The sequence below is a fragment of the Salinarchaeum chitinilyticum genome, assembly GCF_055390775.1.
This window is the reverse complement of the sequence record NZ_AP043888.1, coordinates 1,847,598-1,871,649: the sequence shown is the minus strand read 5'-3', so window position 1 is coordinate 1,871,649 and position 24,052 is coordinate 1,847,598. Positions and strand designations below refer to the sequence as shown.

Below are 24,052 nucleotides of genomic sequence, written 5' to 3'. Positions count from 1 at the left end.
GGCGCTCACCCGTCCAGCGTCCCCCGGTATACGGGGGGCGAACCGGTTCGGCAGTGGGGTCTACTGGCGCCCTGGCGGGTCGCCCGGGGCAGTCACCGGAGCGAGAGCACCTGCGCGTGCCGCGTGCCGTCGACCTCGAGGACGTTCTCCTCGTCGACGATCCCCGCCTCGATCGCCATGCCGACGGCGCGCTCGCCGACGAGGTTCGCGACGGTGGCGCGGCGCAGGCTCGCCAGCGCGGACGCTTCGTCGACCGTCTCGCCGCCGTAGAACTCCTCGGTGACCGTCAGCGATATCTCGCCCTCTTCGAAGGACTCGCCGAGCACTTCGTCGTCGCAGATCGCGACGAGTAGCCCCTCGTCCGTCGAGCGTTCGCTACAGATCATTCGGTGTGCCGATCGACCATCTCGGCCTCGGCCTGTTCGCGGAGCTCCTGGGCCTCGTCGGCGACCTCTTCGGCGCGGTCGTACTCCCCGATCTCCTCGTGGGCGCGAGCCTTCTCCTCGAGCAGCTCCGGCGTCCGCATCCCGAGCCGCTGGGCGTTCTCGAAGGCATCGAGAGCGTCCTCGGCGAGCCCACGCTCGAGCAGGAAGAAGCCACGATTGTACCAGCCGCGGGCGAAGCGCTCGTCAGCCTCGACGGCACGTTCGGCGTGCTCCAGCGCCTGGGCGGTCTGGCCGGCCTCCCAGAGCGCGTACGCGAGGTTCGTCTCGGCGGAGGCCTCGTGATCGCTCGTACCGTCGATCGACAGGGCCTCGCGGTAGGCGCCGATCGCGGCGTCGTACTCCTCGAGTTCGGCGTGGGCGACGCCCTTGTTCGTCCAGGCCTCCTGTTCGACGTCCTCGCGATCGGCGTAGCGAGCGGCCCGTTCGAACGTCTCCGTGGCCTCCTCGTAGCGGTTGATCCCGATGTAGTTCAGCCCGACCTCCAGCAGCTCCTCGGCCTCGACGTTCTCGCTGGCGATCTGGCGATCGTCGATCTGGTCGGCGACGACCCGCGAGTCCACGGGGTCGACCTGGTCGGGATCGACGGCGAGCTCCGGCGGGTCGAGGTCGAACCCTTCCGGCGACTCCGGAAGCCCCTGCCCCTCCGAGTACTCGTGATCCTCTGGATCTGTCATTGCACGGAATTGGCGTCCAGCGATGTTAAGGCCTGCGTCACCGGGACGAGGACGGACAGGAGACGGCTACGCGAACCGGGCCGGGGGAATCCGGTCGGCCCGAAACTCAAAATGCCCGCAGCGCTGCCAGCACGGCCTCGGCGCTGCCGTCGTCGATGGCCGCGCGAGCGTCCTCGAGTCCCGCTTCCAGCGAATCGGCGTCCCCACCGGCGTAGATCCTGAACGCTGCGTTGAGCGCGACGGCGTCCGCGAACTGGTCCTCGCGCTCGCCAGCGACGACGGCCTCCGTGATCGCCGCGGACTCGCCGGCCACGTCGTCGACGCCGAGGTCCTCCTCCTCGAAGTCCATCCCGTACTCCGCGGTCTCGATCTCGAAGTCGTCGAGCGCCTCGCCGGCCTGCCAGTCGGCGACCTTCGTGTAGCCCGGCCGGATGTCGTCGTAGCCCTCCATCCCCTGGAACATCACGACGCGGTCGGGAGACCACTGCTTGCTCTCCTGGGCAGTCTCGACGATCTTCTTCGCAAACGCCAGGTGGTAGAAGCTGCCGAGGTGGACCGAGGCCTCGGCGGGGTTGGCCAGCGTCTCGATCGTGTTGACGAAGGTTCGAACGCCCATCTGGTCGCGCCGGTCCGCCAGGGCGTCGATGCCGGGGTTGAACGCCGGCTGGTAGTAGAAGCCGAAGCCAGTCTCGTCAGTCATGTCGGCACTTCCCTGCGGGTCGAGTTCGGTGCGGACGCCCAGCTCGTCGAGAACGTGCTTGTACGCGTCCTGCTTCTGCGTGGGAACCCGATCGCCGCTGTGGGTGACGACGGGGGTTCCCGCGCCGGCCGCGACGATCCCCGCCGCGACGCCGAGGATCGCGCTCCGGCCCTTGCCGTCGTAGTTCGCGCCGCAGTCGACGGGATCGCACTCGGGCGCGACCGTCTCGACGCATTCCTCGTGCATGACGTCGACGTAGGCGCCGAGCTCCTCGGGGACGTTTCGCTTCCATCGATTGGCGAGCCAGAACGCGCCGAGGGTGGTCTGGTCGGGCTCGCCGGCGAGGATGCGCTGGAACGCCTCGCGGGCCTGCTCGCGGTCCATGTCGTCGGCCGATTTCGGTCCCGAGCCGACGACCGCCGTCATCAGCCGCTTCAGGGGCCACTCGCCGAACTCGCTGGTCGCCTGGGCCATGTCTGTTCGTGGGTTGGCGCGTGGCCGTCAAAGGCCCGTCGCTCCCCCACGAACGAGTGGACGAACGTGTTCGATTCTCGGACGCTCGGGGCCTCGATCGTTCCACTCGAGGAGTTCGACGAAGGTTCGTGTCCCGGACACTCTGGGCCCGAATACTGGCGGCAGTGGCTGGACGCGTTCGTGGGGCTTGAAATAGCACTCGAGCGACAATCCACGTATGGGCGATACGTTCGTCGAGGGGGAGCAGGTTCGAGACGACCGCGTCTCCGGTCGCCTCTACACAGGACTTGGTGCCGAACCAGGCCCAGGCGCCCTCGTCCTCCACGGTGGCGGTGGCGCAGGCGGGTACGAGCGGAACTACGCCGAACTGCTCGCCGAGCACGGGTATACGACGCTGTGCGTCGAGTACTTCGGAGCGTGCGGCGTCCCCGATTCGCTCTGTGAAATCTCACTGGAACGGTTCGGTCGGGCGGCGCGCTGGCTCCTCGAGCGGGACGACGTCACTGGTGAACGGGTCGGCGTCGCCGGCTTCTCCCGCGGCGGCGAAGCAGCCCTGCTTACGGGCGCTCACTTCGGGACCGTCGGCTCGGTCGTCGCGTACGTGCCGAGCTGCTACGCCTGGCCAGCGCCGTCCTGGATGGACGGCGTCGATCCGCACGAAGCCGCGTGGACGCTCGATGGCGAACCGCTGCCGTTCATCGACGTCGACGCTCACGTCGACGAGGGAGAGGTGAGCGATCCACTGACCGGCGAACCCGACGCTGCCACGCTGGCGGTCGAGCGAGCCCCATCCCAGGAGCGAGAGCGTGCAATGATCCCCGTCGAGGACATCGACGGCCCGGTACTGCTGGTCTCGGGCGGCGAGGACACCGTCTGGCCCGCCACAGAGTTCGCAGATCGGGCACTGAGACGTCTCGAAGCGCACGACCACGACTGGCCGACGGAACACCGCCACTACTCCGACGCAGGACACGCCATCCGGGTCCCGTACCGGTTCGACGGGGAGGCTCCCCACGCGGAAACGCACGAGTACGGCGGCACGAACGCAGCCAACGCCAGCGCCGCAGCGGACGCCTGGCACGGGGCGTTGCAGTGCCTCTCCGAAGGGTTGCGCTCGGAGCGATGACACTGGACATTCCGTGGAGGTGACGATCCGTGAGGCCCAGTGGCAGGGTGCGGAACTTGCCGGTCATCGAACGGTACCGTCAATTAGATCGGTTCTCGCCGTTGTTCGGCGCGTCTATTTCTGATTGCTTCGACTACTAGGAAAATCAGATGGGAGCGTGGGAACCGGTTGGACCGCGACCGCCTTCGGAAGCCCCCTCCCGCTCGACGGTGTACGCTCGCTGTCGTCCGAGAGAGCAAAGCTCTCTCGTGATCACGAAAGGCGCGGAGCGCCTTTCGAACGACGCTCCTCGGCTCGCACCGGAAGACGTTCCTGCTCGTCGCTACGCTCCTGTGCGGGCTGCGACTTCCGAGCCCTGTCTCACTTCGCTCGACAGAACTCCGCTCGCCTGCGGTGCTTGCATCGCCTAAACCGACGAGCGGTCGGCCCCTTCCGGAGTCCCTCCCTGGGAACGGTTCGAGGAGTGATGTGCGGCGGTTGTTCGGGTGCGCTCAGCACTGGAGATCGACCGCCGGCTCCGCCCCGCTGGACGATCCACCGGAGTGAAGACTCTCCCAAAATTCACCGGGTGGGACTGGAAGGGGCCGACCGCTCGCGTTTGCTCGGGAAGCAAGGACCGCAGCGAGTGAGCGGGCGCGAGCGGGAGGGGGCTGTCGCGGGCCACGCCCGCGACGTCGGGAGATCGCAGATCTCCCGGTATCCAAGCGGTTCGCCGTCCAGCTCACTCCGCGGTCAGCGATTTGCAATACCCAGTAGTCGGATCGATCACGAAGTCACGCTGACGGCCAGTCGGGATCGACGCCGACCAGGTCCGCGCTGCGCTCCCAGAGCCGCTCACGTATCGTCGAATCCCGCGCTTCGGCGGAGGGCTCGGAAACGGAGCCACCGCTGACGTAACAGCCCGTCCGCTCGCCGAACTCGGGATCGGCAGCCAGCTGGACGAGCCGGTCCCCGCCGTCGGCCTCCGTGCTGCCGAGTCCCGGTAGCAGCCCGGCGAGGCGGACCGCCGCGCGGACGTGGAACTTCGCGTCGCGCCAGAGGTCGGTGTCGGGCACGAACCCCGGATGGAAGCAGTTCGCCGTCACGAGCGGCGAGCCGGCTGCGTCGGTACCCGAGATCGCTTCGAACCGTTCGGCGAGCTCGATCGTGAACGCGACGTTCGCGAGCTTCGAGCGGGAGTACGCCGAAAGCGTGTCGTACCCCGACTCGAACTGGAGATCGTCGAACTCCAGGTGGCCCTGGGATTCGAGGGCGGACGCGGTGACGACGACGCGCCCGCCGCCGTCGAGGAGCCGGTCGGCCAGCTCGTGGGTCAGCAGGTAGGGCGCGAGGTGGTTGACGGCGAGTGTCAGCTCGATGCCGTCGGGGGATTCCGTCCGCGTCCCGGCGCTCAGGCCGGCGTTGTGCGCGAGGACGTCGAGCCGGTCGTAGCTCGCGCGCAGCTCCGCGGCGAGGTCTCGAACGGTCGCCTGCTCGGCGAGGTCAGCGCGGTGAAACCGGACCGCTCCCGGTGCGTCCGCTGCCTCGTCGACGACAGCGTTTCCTGCCTGCTCGTCCCGGCCGACGACGGCGACCGTCGCTCCACGATCCGCGAGTTCGAGTGCGGCGTGGCGACCGATACCGCTGGTCCCGCCGGTCAGCACGACGGTGGACTCGCCCGGCGCGTTCACGCCGTCGGCGGCACCGTCGGTCGCCGCTGCTGAGTCCGTCACGGCCGTTCCTGCGGACGCCAGCGCTATAGGAATGACGTACGCGAACCAGGGAGAAACACGCCGCGTGGCGAACTCCCTAAAGCGGCGATACTACCGGCCGGAGAACGCCCCGGAGACAGCTACCGATCGGAGAGCGAGCCGAAGGCAGCTACCGGCCGTACAGCAGGTAGGAAACCGCAACGAAGCCGATCGCTCCACCGACGACCGCGCCGATGCTGGGGATCAGCGGGTCCGTCGGGGCGTCGCCGCTACTGGCTCCGACCGCTCGAAGTCGCGACGTACCACACGTCCGTTAGTACCCCACGCCCGTTGCCGGGAACGGACGAACAGCGCGATTCGATCCCGAAAGCGATACACCGGCACTGCTCCTAGCCCGCACGATGAGCGAGGCGACGGGGGAGTGGCGAGCGGCGATCGACGGGATCGACGCGCGCATCCTCGACGGGTTCCAGAGCGGGTTTCCGATCGAACAGCGGCCGTTCCGCGCGGTCGGCGACGCGATCGGGACCGACGAAGCGGACGCACTCGCCCGCGTCGAGGCGCTGCTCGATCGCGGGCTGCTCCGGCGGTTCGGACCGGTGCTGAATCCGCCGGTGATCGGTTCCTCGACGCTCGCGGCGCTGAAAGTCCCGGAGGGTGACGGCGCCCGGGACACCCGAAGCGCAGCCACAGCGGATCGCTTCGACGCGGTCGCCGAGGCCGTCAACGCCCACGAACAGGTGAACCACAACTATCGGCGCGACCACGAGTGGAACATGTGGTTCGTCGTGACGGCGGGCTCCCTCGATCGCCGCGACGCCATCCTCGAAGAGATCGCGGCGGAGACCGGTCTCGAGCCCCTCGTCCTCCCGATGCTCACGGACTACTACATCGACCTCGAGTTCCCGGTGGTCAACGACGACCGCTTCGCCCGGGAGAGCGCCGCCGCGGAGGGCGTCGAGGCGACCCGGATCGCCGAATCCGCCAGGGGAGACCTCTCGGCGTTCGACGCCGATCTCCTGCTCGCGATCCAGGAGGGGTTCCCTCTCACGACGACGCCGTACGCCGACCTCGCGGCTGCCCTCGACGCGCCCCACGGGGCGAGCGCCAACGCGACCGCCGAGGACGTCCTCGACGGCGTCCGGCGGCTCCGCGACGCGAACTGCATCAAGCGGATCGGCTGCGTCGTCAACCACGTCGCGACCGGGTTCGACAACAACTGCATGGTCGTCTGGGACGTGCCCGACGACGAACTCGACGAGCGGGGGCGCACCGTGGGCGGGCTCCCATCCGTAACGCTGTGCTACCACCGCCCGCGACGGCCCGAGCGCGACTGGCCGTACAACCTCTTCACGATGATCCACGGCCGGGACGCCGACGCCGTCGACGCCAAGGTCGACGAACTGGCCGAAACGTACCTGCCGGTCGAGCACGAGCGACTGTTCTCGACGGCGACGCTCAAACAGACCGGCGCCCGGTACGAGGCGCTGCTGGAGTAGTCACTGCAGGCAGTCGAAGCGTACGTGCGTGACGAAGCGACCGTCCGACCGAGTTACTCGTCCGACGTAAGGTAGAGCAGTGGCGCGAGGACGATCAGGACGATGCCCAGCAGCCGCCACTGGAAGCCGCTCGCCGAGATCGGTGCGAGCGCGAAGATCACGCCGAACAGGCCGGCGTTCAGCGCGAATAGCTTCCGGGACTGCAGGGGCAGGACGGCGACGATAGAGAGGACGAAGCCCACGAAGAGCGCGTGCCCGATGTTGTATTCCAGCAGGAAGTCGTTCATCCACTGGAGCGGTACCGGCGTCATTCCTGCTCGTATCTCCCCGAGTTGCACCCTTGAAAGTTCCGTTCCGGCGCCGTCTCGAGACCGATCGAGCCGCGAACTGCCCCATCGCGTCGGTGACTGCACCCGGAACCCATTCCTGCAGCCGTACGCTCGCGCAGTGGAGCCCCCAGCATCGAGGGTCCGGCGAGACGGCGGCGCGTCGCCTGCCAGTGCAGCCGCTCCGGAGAGCAGGGAGCGGACGCACGGAATCCCATGGAGCGTGTGACGTGGGCGTGCGTCCGGTCGCCGCTAGCGGCCGAGCACGCTACAATCTTGTTCCCAACTGGTGACGCCGAGCGGGCGCCGATCCGCCGATCCACGGTCTCCGGTGGCTGCCCGCCGTCGGCGCGAGTTCCGCCCGTTACGGCACGTTTTTCTCCCTCCACCTCGCACCGACGCCAAATGGTAGATCCGACGTCGGACCTCGGCGAGGACGTCACCGCCGAGAACGCGCCAACGTGTGCGACCTGCGGAGATCCGATCGTGCAGGACCCCGAACACGTCGTCGAGACGTGGGTCGAGGACGGAAGCGTGCAGTCCCGACACTTCTGCGGCCAGGACTGCCGAGCGGAGTTCTGAGAGGCCCGCGACGCCACGATCGCGACCGCTGCCACCGAGTCAGTTCTCGACGCCGAAGCGATCCCACCGCAGAATCCGAACCGCTCCGCCGGTCAGTCGGTCGTTCCGCCCGCTTCCTCGCTCTGGACCGCGTCCCCGAGCCCGTCGACCGGCCGGTCGGGGTTCGCCAGCCGCGCTTCGCGGGAGAGCCCGAGCTGGTAGGCGGATGGATCCGCCTCGTCGCGGAGGTGGGTGCGCCCGCGGTGGACGTGGACCTCGCCCTCGAGGTGGAGCCGGACGGCCTCCAGCAGTGCCTCGGCCTCCAGGGGCTGCCCGCGCTGCTCTAGCTCCTCGGCGGTCGCGCCGTCGGGCACGTCGAAGGCGCGCTGCGTGATGATCGGCCCCTGATCGAGGTCCGTGGTGACGTAGTGGGCCGTGACGCCCGCGATGCGGACGCCCTCCTGGCGGGCCTGCTCGTAGGCGCGAGCGCCTGGGAAGGAGGGCAGCAGGCTCGGGTGAATGTTGATGATCCGGTCCTCGTAGCGGAAGACGACCTTTGGCGAGAGGATCCGCATGTAGCGGGCGAGGACGATGAGGTCGACGTCGTATTCGCCGAGCAGCTCGAGCAGTTCCTCCTCGTCGGGCTGGCCGCCGTCGCTGCCGACGTCGTGGAAGGGGACGCCGTGGCTCGCGGCGAGAGGCTCGAGGTCGTCGTGGTTCCCGATGACGACGGAGACCTCCGCGCCCAGTTCGTCGTTCGTCCAGGCGTCGAGGAGCGCCTCGAGGCAGTGTGACTCCTGGGTCACGAGGACGGCGATCCGTCGCGTCTGTCGCTCGGCGGGAAAGCGGACCTGCACCTCGACGCCGAGGTCGTCGCCGAGCTCCTGGAGGTCCGCGCGGAGTTCGTCCTTCGTGCACTCCATTCCCGAGGCGTCGACCGTCATCGACATCCGGAAGAGCCCCTCCCGGACCGCCTGGTCGAGGTCCTCGATGTTGATCCCCCGCTCGAACAGGAGCGTGGTGACTCGCGCGATCAGTCCCGTGTCGTCGTCTCCGATCACCGTGATCTCGGTGAACTCGCTCGTCATCGCTGCCACCTCCGCGGGACTGTGCGCTGCATACCCGGTCCGTGGCGCGTCTGCGAGCAAAAGGCTTCCCGTCTCCCGGCAGTCGCCGGACGGCAGAACGAGGCCGGCGGCGACGGTGCCGTCCCACCGTTTTCGGGCGGAGCGGCCGCTCGGTTACGACCTGCAGACGACGTAGTTGCGGCCTGGGGACGAGAACCGGCCATCCGCCGACGCTCAGCAAACAAATACTTCCGAACTGCTACCGAATTTGTTCCCAATGAATCGGCTACGTGTCGCGATTGCTGCGGTCGTCGTTATCGCGATCGCGACGGTGGCGATCGTCGGCGCGACCTCACTGGTCGGGGTCGACGGGGACGACGAACCAGCGTTCGCCGAACTGGCGGAGGGGACGGATCCGCTCGCCGCCGACAGCGACGGCGACGGCCTCGACGACACCGCCGAGCAGGCAGCCGGGACGAACCCTACCAATCCCGACTCCGACGACGACGGGCTGGAGGACGGGCCGGAGGTCGACGCCGGCGCGGATCCACTGACGGCGGACACTGACGGGGACGGTCTCGAGGACGGCGACGAGGTCCACGAGCACGGGACCGATCCGACCGCCGCCGACACCGACGAGGACGGGCTCGACGACGGCGAGGAAGTGAACGAGTACGGGACCGATCCGACCGCCGCCGACTCCGACGCCGACGGCCTCGAGGACGGTGCCGAGATCGAGACGTACGGAACCGAGCCGACCGTTGCGGACACCGATGGCGACGGGCTGGAGGACGGGCCGGAGGTCAACCAGTACGGCACGAACCCGCAGGTCGCCGACTCCGACAGCGACGGACTGGACGACGGGGCCGAGGTGACCATCTACGGCACGGACCCGGGGAGCGCCGACACCGACGCGGACGGCCTCGACGACGGTGCGGAGGTCGACGTCTACGCCACGGACCCGGCAGACGCCGACACCGACGCCGATGGCCTGGAGGACGGCGAAGAAGTCGCGACGTACGGCACCGATCCGACCGACGACGACACCGACGGCGACGGGCTGCTCGACGGCCCGGAGGTCCACCAGACCCAGCTCTACCCCGGCGCGGATCCACTCCGAACGGACGTCTACGTCGAGGTCGACGTGATGCAGGGAACGTCGCTCCCCTACACCGACCGGAGTGAGATCGTGGACAGGTTCGCGAACGCCCCGATCTCGAACCCCGACGGCTCGACGGGGATCAGCCTACACTTCGAACACAGCGACGTCGTCCCCGCGGAGTCCACGACGAGCTGGGAGGGCTCCTACCAGAACTACCGGGCGGCGTACAAGGACTACGGCGGCGAGGGGTACCACTACCTCCTCATCGTCGAGGACGCGTACTCGAGCGGGACGAACGTCGCTGGAGTTGCATCCTCACCGGACATGATGGTCCAGTACTTCGCCTACGAGGACTACACCGGAAGCACGGTGATGCACGAACTCGGCCACTCGCTGGGACTCTACTCGAGCACGTTCAACGGCGTCGACTCGTACCGCTACGACTACTGGGAGTACCCCAGCGTGATGAACTACAACGCACCGGGCGACGCCTACGGGTTCTCGAACGGCGACGCGTCGATCTACGACTTCGACGACTGGGGCTACATCGAGGACAACATGTACACGCCGCCGACGTACGCCGTCACGGTGGAAGACTGACGATCGCGTCCGGCACAGCAGTCGGCCCGATCGATCCCCTCCACGCCGATACCCTACGCGCCTACGTCGATGTCTACGCCTCAACGTCGATGCTTACGCCTCCACGTCGATCTCGAAGAGTCCCGCAGCCGTCCGGTAGCCGACGTTTCGCGCCTTCGCCTCGGGGAGCCGCCCGAGCGCCGAGCGCCCCACGTCGACCCACGTGTCGAGCACCCAGTCGTTGAAGTGCCACTGCCAGCTGGCGTCCATCCCCCACGTCACGCGCTCGGAGTAGTTCTCGAGAATCGGCTGGAACCGGTCGTAGAGCCGCTGGGCGTGGCCCTCGACTCCGCCGTGTTGTCGCATCTGGGTCTCGAACCACGTCTGTGAGCGAGTCTCCTGGTCGCTGATCGTCGTGGGATCGTCGTCGGGCGGCCGGCGCCAGTTGTAGGCGTAGGGCGAGGCCTGTCCGGAGATGTCGAACACGAAGTTCGGATGTCGATCGAAGAGGGTCGCGACGGCCTCGCCGACCGGCACCTCCGTCTCGCCGTCGATCGTGACGCCGTTGATGAAGGTGCCGTGGACGAGAAAGGTGCAGTCGCGGTTGTGCTCGAACGCCGCCACCATGTGGTCGACGGGGTCCTCGCCGTTGCCGTAGATGCCCTGCTGACCGCCGTGGACCATCACCGGGAGATCGCGCTCCGCGGCGAGGTCGTACACGTCGAGCAACACCGGATCGTTCGCCGGCAGCGGCGGCTCGCCGCTGGGACCCGCGACGTGAAAGAGCCCGAACTCGCCGACCCCCTCATAGAGCGGGTACTCGTCGAGGCGCTCCGCGATCGCAGCGGCGAGCCGGTCGCGTTCGTCCCGAACGAGATCCATGGCGTGGCAGTAGGGCACCAGCCGGTCGTCGTGGGCGCTGACCACGGGCGCGTAGTCGGTGTACGTGATCGCCATCGCCTGGGCGACCCGATTGCGCGCCATCCACCGGACGTACCAGTCCATCGTCTCGTCGGTCATGCCGAACCCGTCCGGCCCGTGCATGTGCTCGTGGGCCGAGACCAGCGGGCCGCCGTAGTACGCGGCGGGCCACTCCCGTGGCTCGACCGACGCTGCCGGGTCGCCCGATCCGAACACGTCCTCGAGGCAGCCCGCTGTCGCCGCGATCGTGGCGAGCGCGCCGCGCCGGGTCAGCCGACGGCGCATGCGAATTGGTCGCATGCCAGATCACAAATAGCCGTTGGCCGGCCGCGAAGAGCCCGTACAGACACTTGCCGGATTCTCGAACCCGACACCGCAAACGCGACGCGGCCACCGCCGAAGGGGCGCTCGATCCGCCAACCAAAGGCCTAAGCACGTTCGTAGCCAATCCGGGCGTATGAGCACCGAGACACAGGGCGGCGACGACCTGGAGGATCGCGTCGCGAACTTCCTCCGGCGTAACTTCCCGCAGATTCAGATGCACGGCGGCTCCGCGGCGATCCAGGACCTCGACCGCGAGACCGGCGAGGTCACGATCCAGCTCGGCGGCGCCTGCAGCGGCTGTGGTATCTCCCCGATGACGATCCAGGCGATCAAGTCCCGGATGGTCCAGGAGATCCCCGAGATCGAGAAGGTCAACGCCTCGACCGGCATGGACGGCGGCGGCCACGGCGGCGGTGAGGGCATGAGCCCCTCCTTCCCCGGCGAGGAGGCCGGCGGCGAGGAGCCCGAATCCGACGAAGGCCCGCAGGCGCCGTTCTGAGGCCGTCGAACTGACGGTTTTTCTGTTGGCGGTTTCGATCACGACGCCGAGCGACGACCACGGCGACCCCGACCAGTGATCGGCCCACGAACCGACGCTATCGCAGTTCCTGTCCGCGCTCCCAGGCCCGAACGAGCGACGCGAGCGTCCGGACGGTCGGCACGGAGACGCCGTGCTCGTCGGCGCGGTCGATCACGGTCCCCGCGATCGCGTCGATCTCGGTCCGCCGGCCGGCCTCGACGTCCTGGAGCATCGAGGAGCGATTGTCCGCCGTCGCCTCGATCACGGCCTCGAGCTCCGCAACGACCTCGGCGTCGTCGAGGTCGATGCCGGACGCTCGCGCCACGCGTGCGACTTCGATCGCAGCTCGCTCGGCGGTGTCGCCAGCGTCGCCCCTGGCGAGTGCGCCGTTCTGGACCCGGGCGAGCGCGGTGACGGGGTTGATCCCGGCGTTCACGGCCAGCTTCAGCCAGAGCCGCTCGGGCATCGCCTCGTCGACGACGACCCGGGGGTGAGCGCCGAACGCCGACTGCTCGTCCGCCGATCCCGACAGCGCTACGCCGATCCGCTCGGCGAGCGCAACGTCCACTTCGGGCGCCGGCGTGCCAGGACGAGGGCCGATCGCGAGCTCACCGAGTCCCGTGCAGGTCACCGAGCCGGGTGCGCTTCGATCCGCGCCGTAGGTCGCCGTTCCCGCGAGGACCGGCGCGTCGAGCGTCGCCGCCAATTTCGCCTCGTTGTCCAGGCCATTCTGGAGCGACCAGACGGCGTCGACGTCGACGGAGCCCAGGCGCTCCGCTGCGCGCTCGGTATCGGAGGCCTTCACCGCCACGATCGCGAGGTCGAAACCGCTCCCACCGAGATCCGTCGTCGCCGACGGACTGACCAGTTCCTCGAGTTCGCCGCCGATCGCGAGTCCGGACTCGCGGACCGCCTCGACGTGTGGCTCCCGGCCGAGCAGCGTGACGTCGTGGTCAGGGGCGAGGAGCCCGCCGACGAGGCTGCCGAGGCTCCCCGCGCCGATCACGAGTACGTCCATAGTTCGCAGTTGGGCCGGCCCGGCTTTTGCGTGCCGGTCGCTGGGGCGCACCGACACGTGAGCGCGACCCGGCGAGTCCGCTCTCCGCCGGGATCAGAGCCCGACCGAAACGAGGATTCCCGCACCCACCGCCAGCAGCCCGAGCCCGAGCAGGCCGTACGTCCGGCAGAATCGCCGCGCGTGGGCTTTCGCCGCCTCGGCGGTGACGCGGACGACGAGCAGCGGCGGACCGTCGGGTTCGTCGACGATCTCGATCTCCCCGTCGGCGGTCTCGCGGGCCGTGCCGAGCACGTACACCGGATCGCCGGGATCGAGCCGGCGCTCGCTGTACTCGCGCGGTCGCGATCGGGTGCCGCGGGCGAGTTCGTCGGAGACGGGCGCCGTGGCGCCCGGCTCCGCGGGTACCGTGCGCTCGAGCCCGTCGAGCGTCGACCCCGCCGGCCCAGCCCGGGCGAGCCGGCTGGTCGGCGAGAGCAGCGGGAACTCCGCGTTCGGGCCGTCAACGGCGACAGATTTCGCGTCTGCTGGGAGTTCCACGTCGGAATCGCCGAGCTCCGCACGGAGCGTCCCCGGCAGCTCACGACCGCCCTCGGCGGCCTCGCCGCCCAGCGCAGCCGCGCTGACGATGCCGAACGGAACCGCGTCGTCGGCCACGGAGACCGACGACCACGTCGAGTGGGCGTACCCCCTGCCGAGGACGGCGTACTCTTCGTGGGTCACCGCACGGTAGGCAAGGGTGTCCGTCTGGGTGACCGAGGAGGGCACGCGATCGTCGAGGGGGATCGCCCGCCCCTCGAGCTGAACGGGGCCCGGCTCGACCTCGTCGGGAGCGACCACCGGCAGTTGGCGGCTCCAGCGGTACCAGTCGCGGTTGCCCACGGCGACGGTGACGGCGGCCGTTCCGAGCGCGAGCAGCCCCGCACAGATCGTCATCGTGACGGGCGAGTCCGGAACCCACGCGAGGACGAGGAGCGCCGCGCTCGCGGCGAGCAACAGTCCGCCGACCGCGAGCGCCAGGGCGTCCAGCCGGAACACCCGACGGACCGTTCGGAGGTCCTGGCGGACGGCGTAATGTCTGGCCACCCACGCGAGCGGGACGAGGACCAGGGCGAGCAAGAGCGCAAGCGAGAGGAGTCCGCCGACGTCGGGAGCCATCTGAGCGGAATGTGGCGCGCCGACGGTGCTTCAACGCTTCCCTTCGGCGCTCGACGACCCGGTCGCGCCGCGGACGTGATCGCGAGGAGAGCGTCTCGCGACGGGTCAGTCCTCCGTCCAGTAGTAGAGCTCCTCCTTCCCGGAGCCACAGGAGGGGCAGCTGTCGGGGATTTCCTCGATGCGCCCGGTCTCGCCACACTGCCAGCACCGCCACATCAGGTTGATCTCGCCGACGTCGCCAGTCGTGCTCCGGGACTGGGGATGCGGGGCGTCGACGCCGTCTCGCAGCGTGACGTAGAACCCGTTGTCGTCGAACCCACGGACGGTGCCGAGTCGCTGGCCGTCCTCGGTGTAGATGCCGTCGCCGAACGCGACGCTGGGAGCGTCCTGTGTTGCCATGTGTGAGCATTCAACACGGATCGGCATAAATGAACCGCAGCGGTTGGTTCGAGAATCGCCGATCCCACGAACCCCAGCCGGCGACGCGCTGTGGAGCTACGTCGCCGTGCCGACCGACCGCCGACCCGCTCGCCTCGCCAGCGAGCTACCGCAGCCCGTACTCGAGGTTCTCGAGCAGTCGCCCGACGAAGAGTCCGAGCCGCGGCGAGATGCCCGCCTCGTCCGCCGTATCGACCGGCTGTGCGGCCAGCGTCTCGACGAAGGTGTCGCCGAAGGTCATCGCGTTGATCGTGTCGACCACGTCGACGGTCAACCCCTCGTCGGCGGTGCTCAGTTCGGGATGGGCCTGTTTCTCGCGATCGGAGTACTCGATCGTCCAGGCGGGGCCGCCGACGAGCTCGACGATCGTCGCCAGGTCGCCGACCTCGAGGCGCTCCTCGCTCGTGGCGACGTAGACGACGTCGTCCTCGACGACGGTCTCGTAGCGAGCCATCCCGGGATCGTTCCCACGATAGGCGCTCACACACCGTCAGTGTTCGGGCAGTTCGCCGGAGACGGGCCGGCTGCTCACTCGTCGATGTCGCCCAGTCCGTGAAGTCGCCGGGGGACGTAGCCCTCGAGCGCGTCGTCGAAGCCGGGGACGATGCCCGGGAGCGCGATGATCGTCGCCACACCGAGTCCGGCGGCACCGGCCAGCGCGAACGTCGCGTCGCTGGCGAGCACTCCGGCGGATCCGATAACGAGTACTGCGCCGGCGCCGCCAATGGCCGCCAGTCCACGCCACGCCGACCGCTCAGCGACCGCACGCTGCCGGTACTCGTGCGCCTGCCAGCCCGCGAATGCCCCAAGTGCGACGACCAGCGCAAGGAAAGGGTGATGAGCGACGTGGAAGCGCCCGGAGGCGGCGGAATCGAGGGGCAGCGTCGTCAGCGCGACGCCGGCGACGCCGACCGCGACGGCGAGTCCGAACGCCGTCGTCGGCGGGGTCGCCGGGGAACTCCGCACGGCGACGGCCACGCCGGTGAGCACTGCCAGTCCGAGCATGACCCCGACGACCACGTCGACGAGGAAGTGGACGCCGAGCGCGACGCGCGTGAGCGAAATCACGCCGATCAGCCCGATCGCGAGCCCCGCACGCCGACGCGGCGATCCGATCCGAACCGCACCGGCGAGCGCGAGCAGCATGGCCGTCGAGAGCGTGGCGTGGCCGCTGGGAAATCCGTGGCCGCCGGCGGTCGCCGTCGCCTCGACGATCCCGTGGAGAACCGTCGGGTAGCCGTCGGTCGTCGCGAGCGGCGTTCCGGGTCGCGGGACGCCGAAGAGGCCCTTGAGCGCTTCGACGACCGCCGCCGTCGTGATCCCGATGCCGATTGCGACCGCGACCAGGTCGCGATCCGCGGGACGGAACCAGTAGCAGGCGATCGCCACCGCGAAGAGGAACCAGACGTCGCCGAACTGGGTCAACAGTCCGAACGGCAGCGCTGCCGCCTCGGGTAGCACCGAGTGCACGGCGTCGACGGCACCGATGTCACGCGACACGGCCCGGAGTATCCCGTCGAGCGTCGTAAGGACTGTGGAGGCGGCGCTCGTCGGGCCCCAGTCCGAGACGGCACCGGCGCGTGGGAGGTCGCCGCACGCACCCGGAAGGCAAAAGGCCGCTGCGCCACCGAGATCGGTCGATGGCGGACGTCTTCGGGCGGATGGTCGCGGACTACCACCGGGACCAGCTGGCGGGACAGCCAGTCTACGAGCGCAGCGATGGCGACGAGTCGCCCGCCCACTGTGCGTGGTACTTCGCCGGCCCCGAGGAGTGGGGCCCGCTCGAACGGGCGGCGATCGACGCCTGCGACGGCGGACCCGATTCCGACCGATCCGACGACGCCCACCGCTCCACTCGCGTCCTCGACGCCGGCTGCGGCCCGGGCCGTGCGCTCGGTCCGCTCGCCGACCGGGGCCACGAGGTGCTCGGGATCGACGAGAGCCCGGGCGCGATCGCGGTCGCTCGCGAGTGGACCGGCCTGCCCGCGATCGTCGGCGACCTCGCGACGCTCCCGCTGGCTGGCGGCGTCGAAGCACGGGAAGCGGACCGGCTCGACGCGGCACTGTTTCTCGGCACGCACGTCGGCACCGGCGGCACCGTCGCGAAACTCCGCTCCCTCCTCGCCGAACTCGACCGTGTGCTGGCGCCGGGGGGACGGATCGTCGCCGATCTCTACGACCCGACTGCCGTCGAGAGCGATGCGCTCCGGGCGTATCTCTCGGATCGATGGCTGGAATCGCCCGATGTCGGAGGATCCGACGACGCCGGCACCGATCGCGGCGACGAGATCGCCACGCGACAGTTCCGACTGCGCTACGACGGCGAGAACGGACGCTGGCGGACGCTCCTGATGGCCTCACCCGCGGCGCTCGAATCGATCGTGGCGCCGACGGCGTGGTCGGTCGCCGAGATCGAGCGGGGCGAGGACACGCGCTACCTGTTCGTCCTCGAACGGGACTGAGCGGCCGGTCCAGGGGCAGCGAAGGTCGGTCTCTCGATCGCTACAGCTCGAAGGATTCGACCGTCTCGTACACGGGGCCGTCCGGCCCCAGCGTCGATTCGGTGAGGCGCACCTCCTCGACGCGGAACGATCCGACGTTCGGCGAGCGCTCGGCCAGCACCTCTTGAACGAGCTCTTTGCCGCCGGCGTGGTCCATCCGCCCGATCGTGACGTGCGGGGTGAACTCGTGGTCCTCGGGATCGAAGCCGATCCCTACAGTCTGCTCCTCGACGTGCTCGTGGAGGGTCGCGAGCTCCGCGGTGCCGTCCCCGAACCCCAGCCAGAGCACGTTGATGTACTCGGGAGAGGGGAACGCACCCAGCCCCTCGACCGACGCTTCGAACGGCTCCACGTCCGCGGCCTCGACGCCACGGCGAACCGCCTCGATCGTCGCGTCGAGATCCGGACCGTCGTCGGCGCCGTCAGCACTCGATCGCGGGACGTCACCGAGGAATTTCAGCGTGACGTGGGCCTGTCCGGGGTCGGTGGGCCGGACGCCGCTGGCGTCCTCGAAAGCTGCTTGCACCTCGGCCACTGCGGCCGAAAGTTCGTCGGGCAGGTCGACGCTGACGAACAGTCGCATGGTCGAAGTCGGGCGAGCGGAGACAAAAGCTCACTGCGGTCGGTGCGGACGGAGCGGCGGTGCGGTGGTGCAGCGGTGCGGACGTGGGTGCGGATGTGGCTACAGTTGTGGTCGGTGGATGGTGGCTATCGCGGTACGGTAGCGGCGGCAGCGGTTGCCGTGCGGTAGCGGCGGCGGTTGCGGTGCAGTGGCTGCAGGCTGGCCTTTTTCATGAACGTTTTTGCGGAGCGCGGGCGCTGAGAGCGCCCGCGCTCCGGAAAAAGGTTCACATGAAGTCGTCTAGACTGCTCGCCTTGTTCTTGTCGTTCTCGAACACCCGGTCGATCGACTTCTCGAGGACCTCCAGACGCTGCTTGGTGTAGTTCCGGGCGCCGTACTCCTCGGCGACCTCCATGGCGGTCTCCATGTACTTGTTCACCGAGCCCTCGTGGACGGTGAGCGTGATGTCGCCACCACACTCCCGACAGTCCCGGGAGAGTGGTGCGCGGCGGAACTTTTGCCCGCAGTCGAGACACCGGACCTCCTGCCGGGAGAAGGCCCGGAGGTTGCCGATCAGATCCGGAAGGAAGTGGTACTCAATGACCCGCTCGGCGACGTCGGTCTCGTCGACTGCCCGGAGCGTGCGGGCGAGCTCGAGCTGGGCGTTCATCTTGTCCATCATCGAGTCGAGGGTCTTGTACGCCGAGAGGTCCGGCCCGGCGGCGATGTCGGTGGTCTCGTGGGTGAACCCGAAGCCGGAGTACTCCGCGTCGGTGCCGAGCGTGTCCTCGACGATCTCGATGTCGACGTCCTCGGGATCGGCCTGCTCGCGGGTGGCCTCGTAGAACTCGCGGGGGTACTGGTCGACGACGTCGACGTTGTGGGCCTCGTCGTCGATCTCCTGGGGATCGATCCGGGAGGACATCACGAGCGGGGCGTCCATTCGGCCGCCGCGCTGGTCGGGGAGGTAGGTCTTGCTGAAATTCAACAGACCATCCAACAATAACATCACACAATCTTCGTCCCCATCGCAATTCCGGCGCTTCGCTGCATGAAAGTACGGATGCGCGTACCCTCCAGCTACGTTCGTAAATCCAATAACTCGGCCGACGACCGCCGCGGACGTGTGGGGCGCCATCCCGAAGACCAGTTCGCCGACGAGGTCGTCGTTGTCCTCGAGCTCGTAGTAGGGGTCGAGCCCGTAGTAGGACTCGAGAAGGTCGTCGACGAAGTCGGCGGTTTTGAGCATGTGCTCTGCCCCGCCCTCGGAGAGGATCACGTCCTGCACTTTCAGCTCGACCACCTGATCCTCGTGCGTGAGCGGCTCGCCGTCGACGTCTTCCTCGTAGCCGAGTTCGCGGAACTGGTCGACGGAGACGTCGAGTTCGGCTGGCTTGACCGACGTGACGGGGAGGTCCGTCATGTCGTAGCGAACGGTGCCGTCCTTGAACGCGGAGACGTCGTGTTTGGCCCGCAGGACCCCCTTCTCGATGGGTTCGGGCGTCTTAAGGCTGGAGGTGAGCCCCTTGACGCCTTTGAGCATGTCGAAGGCGTGCTCGCGCTCGCCGACCGCGTTCATCGCGTCGTGGTAGGCCTCGCCGACGTCGATCCGGCGCTCCTCGACGGCGGAGCCCTCGACCTCGCAACGATCGCACTGCACCCGGCCTGCGTCGTCGGGTTCGAGCACCATTTCGCAGTCCGGGCAGGTGTAGTGGGGTTCGATATGCTCGCCGCAGTCCGGACAGCGCGATTTGTGCGTCTCGAGGTCGCAGTCGTCACACCGCCGGACGCCGATCTCGACGGAGATCTCGCCGGGCGTCTCCGAGAGGGAGTCCGCGTGGTGGGTCGCCGCGCCGACGTCGCGCTGGTCGCCGCCGGCGTCGCCGATCGGGAACAGGGTGTGGACCGCCGGCGAGAGCTCGCGGTCCTCCGATTTCTCGGGACGGCCCATTCGACAGCCGACGCGGGTCGGAGCCTTCTCGCGGATCTCGAAGGGGGCGACGGCGTTGACGGCCTTCACGGCGTTCTCCCACTCCCGAGCCTCCGCCGGGAGGTCGTCGAGCTCCCAGTCCCGCTCGCGATCCGCGTCGAGGCCCAGCGAGCGGGCGAGCGGTCGCCACGTCGGGACGAATATCCGATCTTCGCGCTGGCGGTGGGGAACGAGCAGCGTCTCCAGCGTCCGCGCGACGTCGCCGTCGGAATCTGACTCCAGGACGAGTTCGGCGGTAGGCTCCCCGGCGTCCTCGGCGGGCGACGTCGTCGCGGTGCCGCCGTCGGAGCGGAACTCCGACGAGGTTCGCCTCGCACCGGAAGACTCGCGTCGCTCGCCTTCCGAGCCCCGCCTCGCTTCGCTCGACGGGGCCTCGCTCGGCTCACCGCCGTCGGCCACTGCACCGCCGGCCCCCGAGCTGGCGCCCTCGACGTCGCCGGCCTCGATCGCTGCGGCGAGTCGGTCGGCGTCCTCGACGGAAACGTCGTGCCAGACGTATGTGTAGTCGGGGTGGAGCGGCGCGTCGTGTTCGACCGCCCACTCGATCGCGGTCTCGGGCCCCGGGTCCGCGAGGTCGACGGCGGGATCGTCCTGGAGGGCTTGCACGTCGACGCCCGCGGCCTCGAGGTCCTGGATCCACCACTCCGTCGCGTACGCGGCGGGCGCGAGCGGATGATTGTTCTCGACGAACTCGCCGTAGTTCACGAGGTACTCGCCGAGGTCGAGGATCGCCTCGACGCCGTTGCGGACCTCCTTGGCCTCCGCGTCGTCGGCGATCCGGCGGACGTCGCCGTTGGCGAGGCGGACTGTCGGCCCCTCGATGGAGTCGACGGGGACGACGCCCGCGGCCTTGCCGGGCAGTTCGGTCTTGATCTGGGTGCCCGGCGCGAGGAAGTCGTCGACGAGGCGCATCGTCGCGGGGTGGACGCCCGCGGTCGCGTCGCCGAGGTTCCGGCTCCGCCCGTAGCGCAGCCGGAAGCCCCCGGACTCACTGGGGTGGCCGAACACAGGGCGACCGGCGATGAGGTCACGGAGGAACTTGCCGTTGGGATCGACGCGGGGCGGTCCGGCGGGCTCGTCGGCGCTGTCCTCTTCGGCACGCTCGGCGTCGTCGTTCGTTGCCTCTGACGTGCCGTCGTCGGCCGCTTCGTCCGCGTCGTCGCCGCTGTCGTCCCCGATCGTGCCGTCGATGAGATCCTGGAGCCAGGGCCACTCGACCTCGTCGAGGTCCCGGGTGTAGCGCTGGATCTTCGGGGCTTTGAGCGCGATCCCCTCCGCGAGCACGAGACACATCCCGCCGCGGGCGGCGTTGGTGTCGATGCGCTCGAGATCCCGGAACCCCGAGACCTCCTCGTCGCTGGTGGCCTCGCCGTCGAGCATGACGGGGCAGTGTTTCGTGATGAACTTCGACTCCTTGTCCTTGGGCGTGTACTGGAGCCCGGTTTCGTTCGAGTAGAGCTCGATCTCCTCGGCGTAGCGCTCGATCTCGTCGTCGCGTGGCTGGAACGCGCCGACGTCGAGCAGGCTGCGGGCGTAGTCTGCGACGAGCACCGACAGTGCCTGGGCGGTCCCGCCCGCGGAGCGGATCGGGCCGGCGTAGGCGACGGTGACGTACTCGGTGCCGTCGTCGTTTTGCTGGATCTCGACGCGGTCGATCCCCTCGATCGGCGCGGCGACGACGCCCTCCGTGAGCAGCGCGACCGCGGTGCGGACCGCGCCCTCGATCTTGCCGGCGTCGGACTCGTAGCTGCCGACCCGTCCCTCGACGAAATCCTCGACGAGTTCGAGGGCGGCCTCCTCGCGGCTGAACTCCTCCTCGAGTTCGCGGACGCGCTCGGCGACGCCCTCGATGCCGAGAATGTTCTCGACGCGGTCGGCCATGTCCCGCGCCGTCGGGATCTCGACCTCCGGCCGCGGATCTTCGCCGCGGGACTTCGCTTCTTCGGCGAGCTCGATTGCCCGGTCGAGCTCCGTCTCGATCTCGTCGAAGTACGCCTCGTCCTCGGGTCTCACTCGTGCCACCTCGCTGGCGCTCCCGGCGACGCGGTTCGAGGCGACGCTCGGCGATCGCTCGTCACAGCCACAGGTCCAGATCGGTCGGCTCGTGGTGGTCTCGTTCGAGCGGTTCCGCGAACGCCCGGAAGTGGATCTCGCCGGCGAACACCGTCGCGGCGTCGATGTGGCCCGCGAGCGCAGTGCCGTCCGGCCGCGAGAGCACCGCGTGGGTGTGGGCGAACCGATCCCCCTCCAGCAGCGAGACGTTGCCCACGCACGCCGCGACTTCCAGCGGTTCGTCGAAGGAGACCGGTTCGTACTCCTTCGTCTCCTGGTCGTAGAACCAGACCTCGGCGTCCGAGACGGAGCCGAGCCCGGTGAACCAGCCCGCGTCGGCGTCGACGTCCTCGGCGAGCGCCTCGATCTCTGCGCGCCAGTCCGCGCCCGTCTCCATCCGGGCGACGTACTCCGCGGTCGTCTCGACGGCCCGGTAGTCCATGTGCGAGCCAGACGGCGGCCGACTCCTTTAGTGTTGACTTCGCGGACGGCTTGGGATGGGTGGCGGCCCCGAAGACCCCGCTCGCTCCCCCCTGTCCACCGCGTCGCTCTCTTGCGAATCGGTGGTGCAGCCCTCGGGTGCGCAGTGGTCGAGTCCTGAGCGAGAGCGGTCCGGTCACAGTCAGGTACCGGCACCCCCGAAAGGCTGTTTCCCCGTCGCACCCGCCATCGGGTATGCCAAGCGAGAAGGAGAAGATGCTCGCAGGCGAGCGCTACGACGCCAGCGATCCCGAACTCGCGGCCGAGCGCCAGCACGCCAGCGAGCTGACCAAACGGCTCAACGACAGCGATCCGAACGAGGACGACCGCCGGCGCGAGCTGCTCGTCGAGCTGGTGGGGTCGGCCGGCACGTCGCCGTGGGTCGAGCCGCCGTTCCGGTGTGACTACGGCTACAACATTCACCTCGGCGACGACTTCTACGCGAACTTCGACTGCGTGTTCCTGGACGTGTGCCGGATCGAATTTGGCGACGGCTGCCTGCTCGGACCGGGTGTCCACGTCTACACCGCCACGCACCCCATCGATCCGGAGACCCGCGGCGACGGGCTGGAGTCTGGTGATCCGGTGACGGTCGGCGACGACGTCTGGATCGGTGGGCAGGCCGTGATCAACCCCGGCGTGTCCGTCGGCGACGGCGCGGTGATCGGCTCCGGTGCAGTCGTCACGAAGGACGTCCCCGAGCGGGTCGTCGTGCAGGGGAACCCCGCCGAGGTCGTGAAAGAGATCGAGTGAGGAGAGCGGTGTGATCGGCACAACGCCCGGCGAAACGGGGATCCTGACGCGTCACTCGGCGTCGATCGCGACGCTCGCGAGCCGATCGCCCGCGGTGACCGTTGCCTCCCGGGTGAGCGCGTAGAGCACGCCCGCGCGGTCGGTTTCGACGGACTCCAGCGGCTCGTAGGTCGTCGGCTGGTAGACGGTCCCGAGCTGGTGCCCCTCGGGAACGCGCTGGCCGAGTTCGACGTCGGCGGTGATCCGGAACAGGCCGGAGTGGTTCGCGGTCACGCGACCGAGGTGGTTCCGGGCGATCGTGGGCTCCTCGCCGGAGATCCGCTGGCCGCGGAGCGCGTCCATCTCCCGGAGGACGCCGAGCACGCCCCGGACGCCGACGTCGATGGCGTCCTCGACGAGCTGCTTGTTGTGGGCGAGCTCGGGCGTGATCGCCGGGATCCCCTCGTTTGCGGCCGCCACCCGGAGCTTGCCGTCGAAGCTGCGCTCGTGCCACTCGTCGCTGGCGGACTCGCCGGCGGGCTCCGCGAGGAGGAGCTCGGTACCGAACGCGATCGCGAGCTCGCGAGCCCGCTGATCGCCTTCCGTGAAGACGGCGTGGGTCAGCATCTCGACGGAGCCGGTGTGGAGGTCGACGATGGCGTCGGCCTCGCCGGCAACCTCCCAGAGCCTCGCGGCCATGCGCTCGTGGATCGTGCCCTCGGCGTCGCCGGGCCAGACCCGGTTCATGTTGGGGTTGACGCCGTCCAGCGCCTCCGGGGTCGTGTAGGAGACGCGATCGAAGGTGAGCGGGTTGGCGACGGGAACGACGATCACTCGACCGAACAGCTCCTCGGGGTCGAGCCGGTCGTCGAGGCGGCGACAGACCTCGGTGCCGTTGATCTCCTGGCCGTGCTGGGCGGCCTGGACGTACACCGTCGGTCCGTCGCCTGCGCCCTCGTACGTGTGGATCGTGGTGGCCACCTCGGTGCCAGCGGGGAGCCGGGCCAGGGTGACGGGTTCGGCGTGGTGGCCGGCCATAGTCTAGCCATGGGAGTCGGTGTAATTAGTGGTTCTGCCCGTTTTCGACAGCAGGCGCCGGCTACCGGACGGCCGA

General features: G+C 69.0%; 24 protein-coding genes. 7 read left to right on the top strand and 17 right to left on the bottom strand.

Going from position 1 to position 24,052, the window contains the following annotated elements; translation table 11 throughout:
* Positions 1–92: 92 nt before the first annotated feature.
* The 3 genes from ACZ5KP_RS09015 to ACZ5KP_RS09005 all read right to left on the bottom strand — a co-directional run bounded on the left by ACZ5KP_RS09015 (position 93) and on the right by ACZ5KP_RS09005 (position 2,294).
* On the bottom strand, positions 93–386 hold the full coding sequence (locus tag ACZ5KP_RS09015; protein WP_460922250.1) for a DUF424 domain-containing protein: 294 nt from the start codon (positions 384–386) through the stop codon (positions 93–95).
* A complete protein-coding gene (locus ACZ5KP_RS09010; RefSeq protein WP_460922252.1) occupies positions 383–1,120 on the bottom strand; it encodes a tetratricopeptide repeat protein in 738 nt (245 codons plus the stop codon). Before ACZ5KP_RS09010 ends, ACZ5KP_RS09015 begins: the two co-directional genes overlap by 4 nt.
* A 106-nt stretch (positions 1,121–1,226) precedes the next feature.
* Positions 1,227–2,294: an anthranilate phosphoribosyltransferase gene (locus ACZ5KP_RS09005; RefSeq protein WP_460922254.1), complete on the bottom strand. Its 1,068-nt coding sequence runs from the start codon at positions 2,292–2,294 to the stop codon at positions 1,227–1,229.
* 217 nt (positions 2,295–2,511) lie between these two features.
* Between ACZ5KP_RS09005 and ACZ5KP_RS09000 the strand changes: the two genes are divergently transcribed.
* Positions 2,512–3,420, top strand: coding sequence for an acyl-CoA thioester hydrolase/BAAT C-terminal domain-containing protein (locus ACZ5KP_RS09000; RefSeq protein WP_460922256.1), 909 nt, complete (start codon positions 2,512–2,514; stop codon positions 3,418–3,420).
* 773 nt (positions 3,421–4,193) lie between these two features.
* Here ACZ5KP_RS09000 and ACZ5KP_RS08995 read toward each other — a convergent pair.
* Together ACZ5KP_RS08995 and ACZ5KP_RS08990 are read right to left on the bottom strand one after the other, a co-directional pair.
* Positions 4,194–5,132 (bottom strand): SDR family NAD(P)-dependent oxidoreductase, encoded by a 939-nt coding sequence (locus ACZ5KP_RS08995; protein WP_460922258.1) that lies wholly within the window; start codon positions 5,130–5,132, stop codon positions 4,194–4,196.
* A gap of 148 nt (positions 5,133–5,280) precedes the next feature.
* Entirely contained in the window at positions 5,281–5,346 is a 66-nt protein-coding gene (locus ACZ5KP_RS08990) for a hypothetical protein (protein WP_464761900.1), read from the bottom strand.
* A 166-nt stretch (positions 5,347–5,512) separates the two neighbouring features.
* Here ACZ5KP_RS08990 and ahbB point away from each other — a divergent pair, with 166 nt between their 5' ends.
* Entirely contained in the window at positions 5,513–6,610 is a 1,098-nt protein-coding gene (gene ahbB, locus ACZ5KP_RS08985; protein ID WP_460922260.1) for a siroheme decarboxylase subunit beta, read from the top strand.
* Positions 6,611–6,663: 53 nt separating this feature from the next.
* On the opposite strand, the gene ACZ5KP_RS08980 is transcribed toward ahbB, so the two are convergent.
* Positions 6,664–6,921: a hypothetical protein gene (locus ACZ5KP_RS08980; RefSeq protein WP_460922262.1), complete on the bottom strand. Its 258-nt coding sequence runs from the start codon at positions 6,919–6,921 to the stop codon at positions 6,664–6,666.
* Between the two features lie 420 nt (positions 6,922–7,341).
* Here ACZ5KP_RS08980 and ACZ5KP_RS08975 point away from each other — a divergent pair, with 420 nt between their 5' ends.
* Positions 7,342–7,518, top strand: a complete 177-nt coding sequence (locus ACZ5KP_RS08975; RefSeq protein WP_460922264.1) for a DUF7576 family protein — start codon at positions 7,342–7,344, stop codon at positions 7,516–7,518.
* 92 nt (positions 7,519–7,610) lie between these two features.
* On the opposite strand, the gene ACZ5KP_RS08970 is transcribed toward ACZ5KP_RS08975, so the two are convergent.
* Positions 7,611–8,585 carry a formyltetrahydrofolate deformylase gene (locus tag ACZ5KP_RS08970; protein ID WP_460922266.1) on the bottom strand — a complete coding sequence of 325 codons (975 nt, stop codon included), beginning with the start codon at positions 8,583–8,585 and terminating at the stop codon, positions 7,611–7,613.
* 256 nt (positions 8,586–8,841) lie between these two features.
* Between ACZ5KP_RS08970 and ACZ5KP_RS08965 the strand changes: the two genes are divergently transcribed.
* Positions 8,842–10,266 carry a zinc metalloprotease gene (locus tag ACZ5KP_RS08965; protein WP_460922268.1) on the top strand — a complete coding sequence of 475 codons (1,425 nt, stop codon included), beginning with the start codon at positions 8,842–8,844 and terminating at the stop codon, positions 10,264–10,266.
* 93 nt (positions 10,267–10,359) lie between these two features.
* On the opposite strand, the gene ACZ5KP_RS08960 is transcribed toward ACZ5KP_RS08965, so the two are convergent.
* Positions 10,360–11,451, bottom strand: coding sequence for an amidohydrolase family protein (locus ACZ5KP_RS08960; RefSeq protein ID WP_460922270.1), 1,092 nt, complete (start codon positions 11,449–11,451; stop codon positions 10,360–10,362).
* Between the two features lie 172 nt (positions 11,452–11,623).
* Here ACZ5KP_RS08960 and ACZ5KP_RS08955 point away from each other — a divergent pair, with 172 nt between their 5' ends.
* The gene (locus ACZ5KP_RS08955; protein ID WP_460922272.1) at positions 11,624–11,989 is read left to right on the top strand and encodes a NifU family protein; all 366 of its coding nucleotides are present in this window, start codon (positions 11,624–11,626) and stop codon (positions 11,987–11,989) included.
* Between the two features lie 97 nt (positions 11,990–12,086).
* Here the strand turns inward: ACZ5KP_RS08955 and ACZ5KP_RS08950 are convergent, their stop codons facing one another.
* The 5 genes from ACZ5KP_RS08950 to ACZ5KP_RS08930 form a co-directional block, all read right to left on the bottom strand.
* Positions 12,087–13,028, bottom strand: a complete 942-nt coding sequence (locus tag ACZ5KP_RS08950; RefSeq protein ID WP_460922274.1) for a ketopantoate reductase family protein — start codon at positions 13,026–13,028, stop codon at positions 12,087–12,089.
* 93 nt (positions 13,029–13,121) lie between these two features.
* Positions 13,122–14,183, bottom strand: a complete 1,062-nt coding sequence (locus ACZ5KP_RS08945) for a hypothetical protein (RefSeq protein ID WP_460922276.1) — start codon at positions 14,181–14,183, stop codon at positions 13,122–13,124.
* Between the two features lie 105 nt (positions 14,184–14,288).
* Entirely contained in the window at positions 14,289–14,582 is a 294-nt protein-coding gene (locus ACZ5KP_RS08940) for a DUF7130 family rubredoxin-like protein (protein ID WP_460922278.1), read from the bottom strand.
* Positions 14,583–14,727: 145 nt separating this feature from the next.
* Positions 14,728–15,105: a hypothetical protein gene (locus ACZ5KP_RS08935; protein WP_460922280.1), complete on the bottom strand. Its 378-nt coding sequence runs from the start codon at positions 15,103–15,105 to the stop codon at positions 14,728–14,730.
* Between the two features lie 44 nt (positions 15,106–15,149).
* Positions 15,150–16,121: a phosphatase PAP2 family protein gene (locus tag ACZ5KP_RS08930; RefSeq protein ID WP_460922282.1), complete on the bottom strand. Its 972-nt coding sequence runs from the start codon at positions 16,119–16,121 to the stop codon at positions 15,150–15,152.
* A 140-nt stretch (positions 16,122–16,261) separates the two neighbouring features.
* On the opposite strand from ACZ5KP_RS08930, the gene ACZ5KP_RS08925 reads away from it, so the two are divergent.
* On the top strand, positions 16,262–17,083 hold the full coding sequence (locus tag ACZ5KP_RS08925) for a class I SAM-dependent methyltransferase (protein ID WP_460922284.1): 822 nt from the start codon (positions 16,262–16,264) through the stop codon (positions 17,081–17,083).
* 40 nt (positions 17,084–17,123) lie between these two features.
* Here the strand turns inward: ACZ5KP_RS08925 and thpR are convergent, their stop codons facing one another.
* The 3 genes from thpR to ACZ5KP_RS08910 all read right to left on the bottom strand — a co-directional run bounded on the left by thpR (position 17,124) and on the right by ACZ5KP_RS08910 (position 22,168).
* Entirely contained in the window at positions 17,124–17,705 is a 582-nt protein-coding gene (thpR, locus tag ACZ5KP_RS08920; protein WP_460922286.1) for an RNA 2',3'-cyclic phosphodiesterase, read from the bottom strand.
* A 265-nt stretch (positions 17,706–17,970) separates the two neighbouring features.
* Positions 17,971–21,687 carry a DNA polymerase II large subunit gene (locus ACZ5KP_RS08915; RefSeq protein ID WP_460922288.1) on the bottom strand — a complete coding sequence of 1,239 codons (3,717 nt, stop codon included), beginning with the start codon at positions 21,685–21,687 and terminating at the stop codon, positions 17,971–17,973.
* 61 nt (positions 21,688–21,748) lie between these two features.
* A complete protein-coding gene (locus ACZ5KP_RS08910; protein WP_460922290.1) occupies positions 21,749–22,168 on the bottom strand; it encodes a PPC domain-containing DNA-binding protein in 420 nt (139 codons plus the stop codon).
* A gap of 233 nt (positions 22,169–22,401) precedes the next feature.
* Between ACZ5KP_RS08910 and ACZ5KP_RS08905 the strand changes: the two genes are divergently transcribed.
* Positions 22,402–22,959: a sugar O-acetyltransferase gene (locus ACZ5KP_RS08905; protein ID WP_460922292.1), complete on the top strand. Its 558-nt coding sequence runs from the start codon at positions 22,402–22,404 to the stop codon at positions 22,957–22,959.
* Positions 22,960–23,010: 51 nt separating this feature from the next.
* Here the strand turns inward: ACZ5KP_RS08905 and ACZ5KP_RS08900 are convergent, their stop codons facing one another.
* Positions 23,011–23,976, bottom strand: coding sequence for a succinylglutamate desuccinylase/aspartoacylase family protein (locus ACZ5KP_RS08900; RefSeq protein WP_460922294.1), 966 nt, complete (start codon positions 23,974–23,976; stop codon positions 23,011–23,013).
* Positions 23,977–24,052 lie beyond the last annotated feature (76 nt).